The organism is Sphingomonas plantiphila, assembly GCF_046000505.1.
Lineage (GTDB): Bacteria > Pseudomonadota > Alphaproteobacteria > Sphingomonadales > Sphingomonadaceae > Sphingomonas > Sphingomonas plantiphila.
In genome coordinates, this window is sequence record NZ_JBELQC010000001.1 from 563,579 (window position 1) to 578,450 (window position 14,872).

General features: G+C 64.2%; 15 protein-coding genes. 8 read left to right on the top strand and 7 right to left on the bottom strand.

What is annotated here, in order from left to right:
- Positions 1 to 540 precede the first annotated feature (540 nt).
- Together ABS767_RS02560 and ABS767_RS02565 are read right to left on the bottom strand one after the other, a co-directional pair.
- Positions 541 to 1,728, bottom strand: a complete 1,188-nt coding sequence (locus ABS767_RS02560) for a tyrosine-type recombinase/integrase (protein WP_408076798.1) — start codon at positions 1,726 to 1,728, stop codon at positions 541 to 543.
- 304 nt (positions 1,729 to 2,032) lie between these two features.
- Entirely contained in the window at positions 2,033 to 2,641 is a 609-nt protein-coding gene (locus tag ABS767_RS02565) for a J domain-containing protein (protein ID WP_408076799.1), read from the bottom strand.
- Between the two features lie 36 nt (positions 2,642 to 2,677).
- Here ABS767_RS02565 and ABS767_RS02570 point away from each other — a divergent pair, with 36 nt between their 5' ends.
- From ABS767_RS02570 to ABS767_RS02585, 4 genes are all read left to right on the top strand, one after another.
- Positions 2,678 to 2,965, top strand: a complete 288-nt coding sequence (locus tag ABS767_RS02570; protein WP_408076800.1) for a BolA family protein — start codon at positions 2,678 to 2,680, stop codon at positions 2,963 to 2,965.
- Entirely contained in the window at positions 2,962 to 3,405 is a 444-nt protein-coding gene (locus ABS767_RS02575) for an NUDIX hydrolase (protein WP_408076801.1), read from the top strand. The genes ABS767_RS02570 and ABS767_RS02575 overlap by 4 nt, the downstream gene beginning before the upstream one ends.
- Positions 3,402 to 4,304 carry a pirin family protein gene (locus ABS767_RS02580; protein ID WP_408076802.1) on the top strand — a complete coding sequence of 301 codons (903 nt, stop codon included), beginning with the start codon at positions 3,402 to 3,404 and terminating at the stop codon, positions 4,302 to 4,304. Before ABS767_RS02575 ends, ABS767_RS02580 begins: the two co-directional genes overlap by 4 nt.
- 180 nt (positions 4,305 to 4,484) lie before the next feature.
- Positions 4,485 to 5,372, top strand: coding sequence for an alpha/beta fold hydrolase (locus tag ABS767_RS02585; protein ID WP_408076803.1), 888 nt, complete (start codon positions 4,485 to 4,487; stop codon positions 5,370 to 5,372).
- Here ABS767_RS02585 and ABS767_RS02590 read toward each other — a convergent pair.
- Positions 5,369 to 6,400 (bottom strand): PDZ domain-containing protein, encoded by a 1,032-nt coding sequence (locus ABS767_RS02590; protein ID WP_408076804.1) that lies wholly within the window; start codon positions 6,398 to 6,400, stop codon positions 5,369 to 5,371. The two genes, ABS767_RS02585 and ABS767_RS02590, sit on opposite strands and share 4 nt — an antisense overlap.
- 115 nt (positions 6,401 to 6,515) lie before the next feature.
- Here ABS767_RS02590 and ABS767_RS02595 point away from each other — a divergent pair, with 115 nt between their 5' ends.
- Both ABS767_RS02595 and ABS767_RS02600 read left to right on the top strand, forming a co-directional pair.
- The gene (locus tag ABS767_RS02595) at positions 6,516 to 7,247 is read left to right on the top strand and encodes a metallophosphoesterase (protein ID WP_408076805.1); all 732 of its coding nucleotides are present in this window, start codon (positions 6,516 to 6,518) and stop codon (positions 7,245 to 7,247) included.
- 222 nt (positions 7,248 to 7,469) lie between these two features.
- Positions 7,470 to 7,715, top strand: a complete 246-nt coding sequence (locus ABS767_RS02600; protein ID WP_408076806.1) for a hypothetical protein — start codon at positions 7,470 to 7,472, stop codon at positions 7,713 to 7,715.
- A gap of 120 nt (positions 7,716 to 7,835) precedes the next feature.
- Here ABS767_RS02600 and galU read toward each other — a convergent pair whose 3' ends face one another.
- The gene (gene galU / locus ABS767_RS02605) at positions 7,836 to 8,705 is read right to left on the bottom strand and encodes a UTP--glucose-1-phosphate uridylyltransferase GalU (RefSeq protein ID WP_408076807.1); all 870 of its coding nucleotides are present in this window, start codon (positions 8,703 to 8,705) and stop codon (positions 7,836 to 7,838) included.
- Between the two features lie 97 nt (positions 8,706 to 8,802).
- Between galU and ABS767_RS02610 the strand changes: the two genes are divergently transcribed.
- Positions 8,803 to 9,843 carry an NAD-dependent epimerase/dehydratase family protein gene (locus ABS767_RS02610; protein WP_408076808.1) on the top strand — a complete coding sequence of 347 codons (1,041 nt, stop codon included), beginning with the start codon at positions 8,803 to 8,805 and terminating at the stop codon, positions 9,841 to 9,843.
- Positions 9,844 to 9,898: 55 nt separating this feature from the next.
- A complete protein-coding gene (wecB, locus tag ABS767_RS02615) occupies positions 9,899 to 11,050 on the top strand; it encodes a non-hydrolyzing UDP-N-acetylglucosamine 2-epimerase (protein WP_408076809.1) in 1,152 nt (383 codons plus the stop codon).
- A 4-nt stretch (positions 11,051 to 11,054) separates the two neighbouring features.
- Here the strand turns inward: wecB and ABS767_RS02620 are convergent, their stop codons facing one another.
- The 3 genes from ABS767_RS02620 to cysD all read right to left on the bottom strand — a co-directional run bounded on the left by ABS767_RS02620 (position 11,055) and on the right by cysD (position 14,831).
- The gene (locus tag ABS767_RS02620) at positions 11,055 to 11,777 is read right to left on the bottom strand and encodes a 3'(2'),5'-bisphosphate nucleotidase CysQ (protein ID WP_408076810.1); all 723 of its coding nucleotides are present in this window, start codon (positions 11,775 to 11,777) and stop codon (positions 11,055 to 11,057) included.
- Positions 11,778 to 12,006: 229 nt separating this feature from the next.
- Complete coding sequence (cysN, locus tag ABS767_RS02625; protein ID WP_408076811.1) at positions 12,007 to 13,935, bottom strand: sulfate adenylyltransferase subunit CysN; 1,929 nt, start codon at positions 13,933 to 13,935, stop codon at positions 12,007 to 12,009.
- The gene (gene cysD / locus ABS767_RS02630) at positions 13,935 to 14,831 is read right to left on the bottom strand and encodes a sulfate adenylyltransferase subunit CysD (protein WP_408076812.1); all 897 of its coding nucleotides are present in this window, start codon (positions 14,829 to 14,831) and stop codon (positions 13,935 to 13,937) included. Before cysD ends, cysN begins: the two co-directional genes overlap by 1 nt.
- Positions 14,832 to 14,872: the final 41 nt, after the last annotated feature.

The window sequence follows — 14,872 nt, forward strand, 5'->3', positions numbered from 1 at the left end:
CGCTTGCTGCTCCGCCAGGAGCCCACAATCACGCACTCTCGAAGCCGGCCGGCCGTCGCGGCGGCGTGCGCGCGCGACTGTGCGCCAGCCGCCGCCGCGCCCTCCGGCCGGATCGAGTGTGCCACGCGGCGCACCAACCCCGCGGGCTCTGGCGGTTCCGCAGGAAGCCGCCAGTGCACGCTCAATCGAACCCGCGTTCCGCTTCAGGCGGCATCCTGCCGCCGCTCGCAATCGCAATCGCAATGGCAATCGCAATCGTCATCTGGATCAGACGGCACCTGCAGGATCTCAACGCGCATTGCCACAGAGCGCAATCGTGATTGGCGTGACACGCCCTCGCTCGCCCGCGCCGGGCACCAGTTGCACCCGCGAACTGTCGACCGCACGTGATAGTCATGCTCGTTCCAACGGGTTGGCAAGCCAGAGAAGACGCGCCGAGCGCTATAAACGGCTAGACCTACGCTTTTCAGCTGCTGCGAACGACCTGCCGGCCGAACCAGCTTGGGCCCTCAATGCATTCTAGCATTTTTCCAGGAGCGCTTACGATTTCCCAGTCTTGAGCGTGTCCAGATAGTCGCTCCACCATTGATACATCGCCACCCGTTCTTCCCAGTATGCCACGCGGTTATCGACGCCGCCAGCCACGCCGCTGTTTGCACGAGCCAGCGAATGCTCGATGGCGCCCGTGCTCCATTTGCCGCTATCTCTGAGCAACGTCGAAACTGTTGTTCGCAGGCCATAGGCGGTTACTTCGCCAGCGGCATATCCCATCCGCCGGAACGCCTGATTGACGGTGTTCTCGCTGAGCGGCCGCCTTGAGGTATGCAACGCCGGAAAAACAAAGCCATCCGGCCCCGTCAGCTCGTGAAGCTCTGCAAAATATGCTCGTACTTGCTGCGACAGCGGAACGGAATGCGTTCGGCCCATTTGGCTTCGGCTGGCCGGGATTTTCCAGATAGATTTTTCGAGATCGATTTCGGCCCATAACGCCTTCCGCATCTCCCCTGGGCGGGTCATAGCATGGGCTGAGACACACGCTGCGAGTTTGGTGACCCGGTGTCCGGAATATGAATCGATGTTGCGCAACAATTCGCCAAAGGACTTGGGGTCTAGGATCGCGGCGTGAGGCTTGGTCTTTGGCGTCATCAAGGCTCCGCGTAAGAGCGATGTCGGATCGGACTCCGCACGACCGGTCGCAAATCCGTACCGAAAGACGCGGCCCGCGAACGATCTGCAGCGCCTTGCCGTTTCGAGCTTGCCCTTCGCCTCAATCCTCTTGAGAACGGCGAGCACATCGACGGGTTTGAGATCGGCGATTGGCCGATCATGGAGTGAACGCAATTGCTCCAGCAGCCATCCAGCCTTTGCGGTCGTCGTTTGGGCGCGACCCTGAGCATTCATTTTCTGAAGGTACTCTTTCGCGACCTCGCCGAAGGTATTTGGAGCTTTCGAGCGGGCCAATGTCTGTCGCTTGCGCTCCGTAATCGGATCTACGCCATCACGGATTTTCTCCCGGAACGCCTCTTGCCTCTCTCGAGCTTCTGCAAGGGTAATTTCAGGATAGCGCCCGAGCGCCAGTCTCTTGTCCTTGCCGCGAAAGCCGTATTTGAAGCGCCAGAGCTTGGAACCATTGGGGTGCACTTCGATGTAGAGGCCGCGTTCGTCGGTCTTTTTATAAATGCGATCCCGAGGCTGGAGCGCGCGAAGTTCTAAATCGGTCAAAGCCATGGGCCAAAATTCCGAGATGTTGGGTTTTGTTCGGACGGCGCCCCTTGTTTTTTTGCTCAAGATAGTCCGCTGAGGCGGCAATTTTCACGGGTAATTCCATCCTGTGCGTAGACTTTTACGATCCTGAAACCGACTGAAACCTCCTCGGATACCTTCGCACCGAACCGATAAAATATGCCAGATTTCCAACCTTCTTGTCGATTGGGCGAGACATTGTGGGATGGAAAAATGTTGCCCCGTTAGGAGCGCAAGGCTTGTGACAGCTCTGGCGATGGCGGAGGAGGTAGGGGCGGTCCGCCAAACACTAGGCGAAGGCTGGCGAGGCTTTGAGCTGCTGATACGCCTCGATCACGCGTTGCAGTGCGCCTTCATGGCTGCGGTCGCCGCCATTGCGGTCGGGGTGATATTTGCGCACGAGCTCCGAATAGCGGCGGCGTAGCGCCATCCGGTCGGCATCGGTGTCGAGCGCGAGCGTGCGCAACGCCTCCCGGTCCTTGCCCGACAGCGGCTTGCCGTCCTTGCGCTCTTCGGGGCGGGCGGCGCGAAAGCGCGCGCCGATCGCGTCGAGTGGATCGGCGAAATCGGCCCAGCGCGGCGGGCGGTCAGCCCCGCCCGTGGCATTGAACGCGCGCGTCTCGCTCTCCCACCCCGCATAGGGGCGTTGCGCCTCGTGAATTTCGTCGGGGCTCATGCCGGAGAAATAGTTGTAGCCCGAGTTGAATGCGCGGACGTGGTCGAGGCATAGCCAGCGATAGGCGCCCGGACCGTCATAGCCGCCACGGGGCGGCGCCGCCGCCGGTGCGCGAAACTCGCCCGCTTCGTCGCAGCCCGGCTCGGCGCAGAGGCGACCGGGCGCCTCGACGCGGCCATGGAAACGAGCATTGGGACGATCTTTACGCGGCGGACGAGACACTCTGACTCCGAGACAAAAGCCGCCTATATAGGCGCGATGACCGACACTTCTACCGGCCCGGTGGCCGCCGAAATCACCGCCCGTCTGACCGCAGCGCTCGCCCCGTCGAAGCTGAACGTGATCAACGACAGCGCGAAGCATCGCGGCCATATGGGCGACGATGGCAGCGGCGAATCGCACTTCACCGTGGTGATCGAAAGCGACGCCTTCGCCGGCAAGTCGCGGCTCGACCGGCAGCGGCTGGTCAATCGCGCGCTCGGCGATCTGATGGCCGAAAAGGTCCATGCGATGGCGATCCGCGCCAGCGCACCGGGGGAGGCGTGACCGCGCGCACGCCCCGCCCGGCGGCCCGCATCCTGCTGACCGATCGCGCGGGTCGCGTGCTGCTGTTCCGCTTCACTCCTGACGATCGCCCGCCTTTCTGGTGCACGCCCGGCGGCGCGCTCGACCCCGGCGAGAGCTATGCGCAGGCCGCCCGCCGCGAACTGCGAGAGGAAACCGGGATCGACCTCGATTGCGGGCCGGAGGTTGCGCGGCGCGAGGCCGAGTTCGTGACGATCGAGGGCGAAGCGGTCAGCGCCGATGAACGCTATTTCGCAGTCACCACCGATGTCACGGACATCCTGGTCGACGGCCACACCGCGCTCGAACAACGGGTGATGCGCGAGTGGCGCTGGTTCACCCGCGACGAACTCGCCACCCATGACGAACCTTATTTTCCGGCAGACCTGGGCGCGATGCTGGCCCTGATGGAGGTACGATGACTCCCGACGACCTGTTCACCCACACGATCCAACCCACGACCCACGACCTGGGCGGGTTCAAAGTGTATCGCACGCTCCCGTCACGTCCGCGCACCATGGTCGGGCCGTTCATCTTCTTCGACCAGATGGGGCCGGCGCATCTCGAGGTCGGGACGGGCATCGACGTGCGGCCGCATCCGCATATCAATCTCGCCACCGTCACCTATCTGTACGCCGGCGGGCTCGACCATCGCGACAGCCTGGGCACCTTCGCAACGATCGAACCGGGCGCGGTCAATCTGATGACCGCGGGCAATGGCATCGTCCATTCGGAGCGCTCCCCCGCCGCCGAACGCGCCGACGGGCCGGAATTGTCGGGCATCCAGACCTGGCTCGCGCTGCCCGAACGGTTCGAGGAGATGGACCCGGCGTTCGAGCATGTCGCCAAAGCCGATCTGCCGGTGATCGACAGCGGCGGGGCCACGGCGCGAATCATCATGGGATCGCTATGGGGCCAGAGCGCTCCGACCACGACCTATGCCGGGACGATCTATGCCGACATCCTGCTCGACCCCGGCGCGAGCGTGCCGATCGATGCCGAGGCGGACGAGCGCGCGGTCTATCTCGCACTCGGGAAGGCCAGCCTCGACGGGGTCGAGCTGGAGCCGCAGACGCTGTACGTCCTGCGCCCCGGCGTCGCCGCGCGGCTGACCTCGCGCGAGGGCGCGCGTGTGATGCTGTGCGGGGGAGAGGCGTTCAGCACGCCACGCCATGTGTGGTGGAACTTCGTCTCGTCCGACCGCGATCGGATCAACCAGGCCAAGGAAGACTGGAAGGCCGGGCTGTTCCCGACGGTGCCGGGCGACGACAAGGAATTCATCCCGATCCCCGAAGTGCCCAAGACGGTCAGCTACCCGTGATCATGTTCTTTCGACCGTCATGCTGAACTTGTTTCAGCATCCACCCTGCCATCCTCGGCTCAGTCGCCTGGGGAGCGGTGGATCCTGAAACAAGTTCAGGATGACGGCGGGAATTGGCTTGAACACCGCGGCAGACGATGAAACAAACCGCATATTCGAAAAACAGCGGGAGAGGCGTCGATGTCGGCCTTTGAACTTAACCGAATCGCGCTACCCACCGGTGTGGAGCTGGACGTCGCCACCGCCGGCGATCCCGCCGCGCCTGCGATCATCCTGCTCCACGGCTTTCCCGAATCGCACCGCACCTGGCGGCACCAAATTCCGGAGCTCGCCAAGACCCATTTCGTGATCGCCCCGGACCAGCGCGGCTTCGCGCGCTCGACCAAGCCCGAGGGGGTCGAGCATTACACCGCAGACAAGCCGGTCGCCGACCTGCTCGCGCTCGCGACGCATTTCGGCAAGGACCGGTTCGTGCTGGTCGGGCATGACTGGGGCGGGGCGATCGCGTGGATGGCGGCGCTGCAGCATCCCGACCGGATCGAGCGGCTGATCATCGTCAACGCGCCGCATCCCTTCGTCTTCCAGAAGTCGCTGTTCGACGACATGGATCAGCGTGCGGCGAGCCAGTATATCCGCGCCTTCCGCAATCCGGCGCTCGATGCGCAGATCGCCGCGATGGGGGTCGACCGCTTCTTCGACACGACCTTCGCCAAGCATACCGACCCAGAAATCGTGGCGCCCGAGCGCGCCGCCTATATCGACGAATGGAGCCAGCCGGGTGCGATGACGGCCATGCTCAACTGGTATCGCGCCAGCGCGATCGTCGTGCCGGCGATGGACGAGACGCCCGAGCGCCCCGCCTTTCTCGACGCCCCGTTCCCGCCGCTGCAGATGCCGGTGCTGGTCATCTGGGGCACGCGCGACAAAGCACTGCTGCCGGTGCAACTGGATGGACTGGACGCGCTGGTCCCCGACCTGTCGATCGTACGGGTCGATGCCGGGCATTTCGTGCCATGGGAGAAGCCACAGCCCGTCACCGACGCGATTCGCGACTGGCTGGCCACCTAGCGCTTCGGGATCAGCGGCTTCCACACGCCGGTCAGCGGCACATCGCGCTCCGCGACGAACGGCGCCGGTGGCGGGGTCGCGCCTGCCGCCGCGATCTTCGCCTCTTCCGCGCGCATGACACGCAGCCGATCCTTCCAGTGCGGATGCGACCGGCTCTGGAAGACGCCGGACATCGCCTGCGCGGAAGGATGCCGCCAGAACCGGCTCGCAAGATCGGCCGGATAGCCCGCGCGTGCCAGCAGGTGCACCGACAGGATATCCGCCTGCAATTCGGTCTGGCGAAACAGGCCGACATTGCGGCCGATCCCCGATGCGAGCCCGAAATCGGCGCCTGCGGCGGACAATCGCTCGCGATGGCGCAGGATATTGTGCGCAAGCTCGTGCGCGACTGCGGCCGCGACCAGCTCATCGCCGAACCGGTCGTAATAGCCCGAGCTGATCTGGACGAGATCGCCGTTCGCGCGCGCATCGGCGCCGGCGTCGAGGCGCAGTTCATAACGCGTCCGGCAGGCCGGGATCGGCTGAAGTATGAGCGTCACCGGTTCCCCGCCGCGCAGCAGCTCGACCCGAATCGGCTTCCTGGGAGGCAGCGCTGCAACGGAAGCCGCGAACGCGGCGAGCACGTGCGTCGATGCCGATCCGGGGAGTGTAGCGGTTGGGCGAACCCCGCCCATGTCCACCACCACATCATTCGCGCGGATGCCAGCGCGATCGGCCGGCCCGCCCGGAACCACGCCCTCGACCGCCAGCGCTCCGGTAAGCGCGAAATGCGCCGCCACCAGGCCGCGCGTCGCGGGCGCATATTGGGCGAGCGTGTGGAATTGCATGCCATGCCCCGGCTCGAGGCGGTCGCACAGCGCGGCATTGGCGGTGCTGAGGCGAAAACCGGTCACCGCCAGCGTCATGTCTGCCGCGCGAATTGCCTCCAGCATCGTCGGATCCAGCCCCTGCGCGCGTGCAGGAGCGGGTACAATCACGACGATCCACGCAAACGCGAGCGAAAGGATCAGACGAATTCGGGCCAGCATGATACACGTCTATGCCGTGTCGCGGTTGCGCTGGAAAGCAGGTCAGCGCTAAGGGCGCGAGGAACGGTGATTTTCAATGTTGCGGCGGCTGTTTTCATCCCTTGCGCCCGGTCCGGTGCGCGACACCCCGACGGGATCCATACCGCCGGGGCAGCGGGTCTATGCCGTGGGCGATATCCACGGACGGCTGGACCTGCTCGATGACCTGCTCGAGCGGATCGAGCGCGACGACGCCACCCGCGCCCCGCTCGATACGACGCTGATCTTTCTGGGTGACCTGATCGACCGCGGTCCCGATTCGGCACAGGTCATCGAGAGGCTTCGCCAGCTCTCCGCCGCAGTGCCCGCGATCCGTTTTCTGCTCGGCAACCATGAGGAAGTTTTTCTCAAAGCGATGGCCGATGAGAAGGGCGCACTGCCGTTCTTCATCCGCATCGGCGGCAAACCGACGGCGCTGAGCTACGGCATTACCGAAGCGGAATATCTCGCCTGCGACTATCCCGCGCTGCTGAACCTCCTGCGCACCCGCGTGCCGCCGGAGCACCTCGATTTCCTTTCCCGATTCGAGGATGTTATCGTCATCGGCGACTATGCGTTCGTGCATGCCGGCATCGATCCGGCGATCCCGCTCGACCAGCAGAGCACCGGTAGCCTGCGCTGGATTCGCGAAGAATTTCTCGGTCACCGCGGTACGCTCGAAAAGATCATCGTTCATGGGCACACAGTCACCGAGACGATCGAGCAACGCGCGCACCGGATCGGGATCGACACCGGTGCGTATGCATCCGGGCGGCTGACGGCAATCGGACTTGAGGGCGATTCGCGCTGGTTCCTGCAAACCGAATGAGTTGCCATCAGAATTTAACACTCTATACGCATAGCGGCTATGCTTTGTCGGCTACGGCTTGGTTGCGCGCTTTTCGTGTAATCGGCCGGAACCAAACGGAGCATTGGGTGTTTGAGTGTCGTTGCGGGGAAGGCTGACGGCAGTTTGGCTGTTGAGGTTACCGCGCGGCTGTGCCATAGGCGTACGCAAGAACACTGCGTAAGAATAATGAGGGAGCTATTTATGCGGTTGGCGAAAATGATGATGGCCGTTGCGGCCTGTTCGCTTGCAACGACCCCGGCGCTGGCCGCGCCGGCGGCGAGCAAGCTGTCGGTATCTCAGGCTTCGGCTGCCCGTGCGGGCACCCCGGCTGGCAAGGCGAACAAGCAGGCGGGCTTCCCGTGGCTTGCGATCTTCGCTGTTGTCGCGATTGGCGGCGGCATCTACGTCGCAGTCGACAACGACGACGACGCGCCGACCAGCCCGTAATCGAGCGGTCAGCACGAAATATGAAATGGCGGCTTTCGGGCCGCCATTTTTTTGCGTGTGTGCCGAGCCGAAGATGCACGGACGACGAAATGGATCGCCATTCGCCGCCCGCGACCTAGATTAATCGAGGATCGATCGAGCGAAGGCGCGCACCTCCGCCCCGATATCCTCGCGCGTCAGCGCCAATGCGAGATTCGCCTGCGCATAGCCGGCCTTGTCGCCGCAATCGTAGCGCGTCCCTTGGAAGGTGACGCCGTGAAACGCCTGGTCGCCGATCATCTTGGCCATCGCATCGGTCAGCTGGATTTCGCCGCCGGCGCCTGCTTCCTGCGTTTCCAGAACCCGCATCACCTCGGGCTGCAGGATATAGCGGCCGATCACCGCCAGGTTCGATGGCGCCGAGCCGGGCTTCGGTTTCTCGACCAGACCGCGCACCTCCGTCAGCGTGCCGTCGCGCGCGCCGGGGGTGATGACGCCATATTTGTCGGTCTGCGAATCGGCCACTTCCTGCGCGCAGATGAGATTGCCGCCCACGCGATTATACGCATCGACCATCTGTTTCAGGCACCCGGGCTGCCCGACCATGAAGTCGTCGGCGAGCAGCACCGCGAACGGCTCGTCCCCTACGATATCGCGCGCGCACCACACGGCATGGCCCAGGCCCATCGGTTCCTGCTGGCGAACATAGGCGATTGCGCCGGGCTTGAGACGGGTGGGCTCGAGCACCTCGAGCGACTTGCCGCGCGATGTCATCGTCGATTCCAGCTCATAGGCGATATCGAAATGATCCTCGATCGCGCTTTTGCCACGCCCGGTGACGAAGATCATCTGCTCGATCCCCGCCTCGATCGCCTCATCCACCGCATATTGGATCAGCGGACGATCGACGACCGGGAGCATCTCCTTGGGCATCGCCTTGGTGGCGGGCAGGAAGCGGGTGCCGAGGCCTCCGACGGGAAACACGGCCTTGCGCAAGGGTTTGATGTTCATTCCGATCCTCCAGACGCTGCGCATAACCGAACAGCAGCGTAGAACAAGGCGGTGATTTGGGCTAGGCGCCCAGCGACCTGCTAGGGAGCGCCCATCAATGAACGACCTGCTCAATCGCCGCGTGCTGGTGACCGGATCTGCCGGCTTCATCGGTTTTCACACGGCGAGCCTGCTCTTGCAATCGGGCGCTCACGTGCTTGGGATCGACAATTTCACCCCCTATTACGATGTGTCTCTGAAAGAGCAGCGCAACGCGATCCTAAGCAATCACCCCAATTTCCAGCTCGGCCGGCTGTCGATCGAGGACGCGCCTGCGCTCCGACACGCGTGGCAAAACTTCAAGCCGGACGCGGTGATCCACCTCGCCGCGCAGGCAGGGGTGCGCTACAGCATCGAGCACCCGTCCGACTATGTCGGGACCAACATCGTCGGCACCTTCAACCTGTTCGAACTCGCCCGCCACCATCCCGTCCGTCACTTCCTCGCCGCCTCCACCAGCTCGGTTTATGGCGCGAACACTCAGATGCCGTTCGAGGAGACGCAGCGCACCCAGACGCCGATGAGTCTCTATGCCGCGACCAAAGGCGCAACCGAACTGATGGGCCACAGCTACGCCCATCTGTTCGGCATCCCGATGACGTTTTTCCGGTTCTTCACCGTGTACGGGCCCTGGGGCCGCCCGGACATGGCGCTGTTCAAGTTCGCGGATGCGATGCTCCGCGACACGCCGATCGACGTTTACAATAATGGCGAGATGACGCGCGACTTCACCTATGTGGAAGATCTGGTGCGGTCGATTACCGACCTGATCGGCGCGGTGCCGGGCGACACCCCGGTCGAGGGCGACAGCCTGTCCCCGGCAGCGCCGTTCCGCGTCGTCAATATTGGCGGCGGCACGCCCACCCCGCTGATGGACTATATCGGCGCGTTGGAGGAGGCGCTGGGAATTACCGCACGCAAGAATTTCCTCCCGATGCAGGCTGGCGATGTCCCCGCGACCGCCGCCTCGCCGGCTTTGTTGCGCGCATTGACCGGTCGCGCGCCCGTCACGCCGGTGAAAGAAGGGGTGGCTGCATTTGTGCAATGGTATCGCGAGCACGCTTCGCGCGGGAAGGACTGGGCACCTGTGGTCGGTTGACCGGTTGGGATCGAGAATAGCCGGTCGTTAACGACAGACTGATAGAGGAAGCGCCATGGCGAACCTTCCAAAGATCCTGGTCATTTTCGGGACCCGGCCCGAGGCGATCAAGCTGTTTCCTGTGATCCACGCGCTGCGGCAGGCCGGCGGCCTGACCGTCAGGACCTGTGTTACCGCCCAGCATCGCGATCTGCTCGACCAGGTGTTGTCGATCGCCGGCATCGTCCCCGATATCGATCTTGACCTGATGGAGCCCGGCCAGTCGCTCGATCGGCTCACGGCGCGTCTGCTCACCGGACTGGGCGACGTAATGGATGCCGAGCGGCCGGATCGCGTGATCGTTCAGGGCGATACCGCAACGGCGATGGTCGGCGCCCTGGCCGCCTATTACCGCCGTATCCCGGTCAGCCATGTCGAGGCCGGACTGCGGTCGGGCGATATCTGGCAACCCTGGCCCGAGGAAGTGAATCGCAAGATCGTTGGGACGATCGCCGACCAGCATTTCGCGCCGACCGAGACTGCGACCGATGCGTTGCGGCGCGAGAATGTCGAACCGTCCTCGATCCATGTCACCGGGAACACGGTGATCGACGCCCTGTTCGCCACCCGCGACCGGATCGCCTCCGATCCGGCCCTGGCCGCAGGGCTCGACCCGGTTGCGCACCGCTTTGCCGACAAGCGACTGATCCTCGTCACCACGCATCGTCGGGAGAATTTCGGTTCCGGCATGGAGTCGATCGCGCGCGCGATCGCGCAGATCGCGGATCGGGACGATGTCGCGATTCTCTTTCCCATGCATCCCAATCCGAATGTGACCGGCGTAATGGACCGGCTGATCGGCGAGCGCGGGAATCTCGCGCGGATCGATCCGCTCGATTATCCGCATTTCATCCGGGCGCTCGAACTATGCCACTTGGTGCTGACCGATTCAGGCGGCGTCCAGGAGGAAGCACCGGCACTTGGGAAGCCGGTACTGGTCATGCGTGAAACCACCGAACGACCCGAGGGTGTGGCTGCGGGCACCGCGAAGCTGGTCGGCACCGATGCCGACCGGATCGTCGCCGAAGTATCCGCGCTGCTCGACGACGCGGCGGGCTATCGCGCGATGGCGCATGCCCATAATCCCTTCGGGGACGGTCAGGCGGCAAACCGGATCGCCAACGTCGTCGCGCGATCGCTCCGCGACGCGGTCGGCCGCCGGGCCTGACGGTTCAGCCGGATCCGCATCCCGCCACCGCGGCCAGCACCGGGTCCGCCCATTCCCGTCGGCAAATCAGCAGATCGGGCAAATCGCGCTCCGGGCGGTTATACACGATCGGCGATCCGTCGATGCGCGAGACGTGCAGGCCCGCCGCCGACGCCACCGCTGCAGGGGCGCAATTGTCCCACTGATATTGACCACCGGTGTGGAGGTAGATGTCGGCCTCACCCAAAACGACGGCCATCGCCTTCGCGCCCGCCGATCCCATTGGAATCGTCTCCGCGCCGAGCTCGGCCGCCACGTCGGCGCACAGCCGGGTCGGCCGGGTGCGGCTGACCAGCAGCCGTGCCGGGTGGTGTGCCGCCGGAAGCGCCGGCGGGGCGCCCGACGAAAGAACCAGATTTCGTGGCGGCAGTGCCACCGCGCCGATCGCCGCGACACCGTCGATCGCCAGCGCGATATGCACGGCCCAGTCGCTCCGCCCCTCGGCAAATTCACGCGTGCCGTCGAGCGGATCGACGATCCACACACGCCGCGATTCGAGCCGCGCGGGATCGTCGCAGGATTCCTCCGACAGGATCGGATCGTTCGGCCGCGCGGCGCGGAGCATGCGCAGGATCAGCGCGTTCGCCTCCCGATCCCCGCGCGGACCATCGGCCCCGGATTGCTGGAGCGACAGGAGTAGCGCGCCCGCCGCCTGCGCGACGTCACAGGCCAGTTCGTCGTCGGTCATATCGCGCAATGCCCGGCCACACGCCGGCCCGTCACCGCTTTCCGAGTTCGCGTCGCTTCGCTTCCGGATGGCCCGTCATCCGCAACTTGCGCCAATAGCGCTTTCGCCGATGAAGGATCCACAGAACACAACCACCCAGAACGCCAGCCGAAATCACACCAAATGCTATCAGCTCGCGGATTTCCAAATCCGGCAAACCCAAAACTCCAACTCACACAGCCGCGATCGCTCACAGCACTGGGGACCAGATACCGAGGATATGTTCGATGATCAAATCCGCGGCCGCCTCCGGTGTCATTTTCTGGGTATCGATGCGAATTTCCGGTCGCTCCGGCGCTTCGTACGGGCTTGAAATCCCCGTGAAATTCTCGATCTCTCCGGATCGGGCCTTTTTGTATAGGCCCTTCACATCGCGACGTTCGGCCTCCTCCAGCGGCGTATCGACGAAGATCTCGAAGAACTCGCCTTCGGGCAGCATTCGGCGCACCAGGTCACGCTCCGCGCGGAATGGCGAGATGAATGCTGTCAGCACGATAAGGCCGGCATCGGTCATGAGTTTCGCCACCTCGCCCACGCGACGGATATTCTCGATCCGGTCGGCGTCGCTGAAGCCCAGGTCCTTGTTGAGCCCGTGCCGGACATTGTCGCCGTCGAGCAGGAAACTGTGCTTGCCACGCGCGTGCAGCTTTTTTTCGACCAGGTTGGCGATGGTGGATTTTCCCGAGCCCGACAGGCCGGTGAACCACAACAGCCGCGGATGCTGGCCCTTTTGCGCGGCATGTGCCTCGCGCGTGATCTCGAGCGCCTGCCAATGGACATTCTGGGCACGCCGCAGCGCGAAGTTGATCATGCCGGCCGCGACCGTGGCGTTGGTCAGCTTGTCGATCAGGATGAAGCCGCCCAGGTCCCTGTTCACGCTCTCGCGGCTGTCGGCATAGGGTTCGAACACGATGCCACGGTCGGTGAACACCTCCGCCACACCGATATCGTTGAGGCTCAGCGTCCGCGCGCTCAACTCCGCCATCGTGTTGACGCAGATCGTGTGGCGCGGTTGCTGTACGGTAGCGCTAACCGTTTGGGTGCCGAGCTTTAGCCAATAGGCCCGGCCCGGCAGCAGGTCCTCCTGATCCATCCATACGATCGTCGCCTGGAACTGATCGGCGACCTGCGGCGGGGCATCGGCGGCAGCGATCACGTCGCCGCGCGAGCAATCGACCTCGTCGGTCAGCGTGAGCGTGATCGACTGGTCGCGCCCCGCCTGCGCCAGATCGCCGTCACGGGTGACAATGCGCGCGACGGTGCTCGTGCGGCCCGATGGCAGGATACGCACGGCATCGCCGGGCTTGGCCGAGCCGCTGGCGACCGTGCCGGCAAATCCGCGGAAGTCCAGGTTGGGGCGGTTGACCCATTGCACAGGCATGCGGAACGGGCGCGTCGCATCCTCGCCGTCCACCGGCACGCTCTCAAGATGGTCGATCAGTGCGGGGCCGGTATACCAAGGCGTGTTGCCGCTGGGCGCGGTGATGTTGTCGCCCTTGAACCCGGAGATCGGGATGGCGGTGAAGGCGTCGATGCCAATGCCGGTCGCGAACTCGGTATAGTCCTTCACGATGTCGTCGAAGACCGACCGATCGTAGCCGACCAGGTCCATCTTGTTCACCGCCAGCACGATGTGGCGGATACCGATCAGGTGCGCGAGGAAGCTGTGCCGCCGCGTCTGCGTAAGCACACCCTTGCGCGCATCGATCAGGATAACGGCGAGGTCGGCGGTCGAGGCGCCGGTGACCATGTTGCGCGTGTACTGTTCGTGCCCCGGCGTATCGGCGACGATGAACTTGCGCTTCTCGGTGGCAAAAAAGCGATAGGCGACGTCGATCGTGATCCCCTGCTCGCGCTCGGCGGCAAGCCCGTCGACCAGCAGCGCGAAGTCGATCTCCTGCCCCTGCGTCCCCACCCGCTTGCTATCGGCTTCGAGCGCGGCGAGCTGATCCTCGAAGATCATCTTGCTGTCGTAGAGCAGCCGCCCGATCAGCGTCGACTTGCCGTCGTCCACCGATCCACAGGTGATGAAGCGCAGCAGCGACTTGGACTGGTGCTGCGCGATATAGGCGCCGATGTCGGATGCGATCAGGGCGTCGGGGCGATAGCTGGAGGTCATCAGAAATACCCCTCCTGCTTCTTCTTTTCCATGCTGGCCGCCTGATCATGGTCGATCGCGCGCCCCTGACGTTCTGACGTGGTGGTGAGCAGCATCTCCTGGATCACCTCGTCCAGCGTCGCCGCCGCGCTCTCGACCGCGCCGGTCAGCGGGTAGCAGCCGAGCGTGCGGAAGCGAATCGATCGCATCACCGGCTCCTCGCCATTCAGCGGGAAGCGATCGTCGTCGACCATCAGCGTGAGCCCGTCACGCATCACCGTCGGGCGCGGCGCCGCGAAGTACAGGGGGACGATCTCGATCCCCTCGGCGCGGATATATTGCCAGATGTCGAGCTCGGTCCAGTTGGACAGCGGGAAGACGCGGATGCTCTCGCCCTTGGCCTTGCGCGCATTGTAGAGCCGCCACAGCTCGGGCCGCTGCGCCTTCGGATCCCAGCGATGGCTGGCCGAGCGAAAGCTGAACACGCGCTCCTTGGCCCGGCTCTTCTCCTCGTCGCGCCGCGCGCCGCCGAACGCCGCGTCGAAGCCGTACTTGTCGAGCGCCTGCTTCAGCCCTTCGGTCTTCCACATGTCGGTGTGCAGCCCGCCATGGTCGAACGGATTGATCCCGCGCGCCATCGCATCGGGGTTCTGGTGGACCAGCAGCTCCATTCCCGCATCACGCGCCGCCTTGTCGCGCAGATCGTACATCGCGCGAAACTTCCACGTCGTGTCGACATGCAGCAGCGGAAAGGGCGGTGGCGCGGGAAAGAACGCCTTCTTCGCCAGATGCAGCATCACCGCGCTGTCCTTGCCCACCGAATAGAGCATCACCGGCCGCTCGGCCTCGGCAACCACTTCGCGCATGATATGGATGCTCTCGGCCTCGAGCCGGGCAAGATGTGTGAGGGAAGTCATGCATGCGATTTAGGGTCGCCGCATGCCGCGTGCGATCTAGA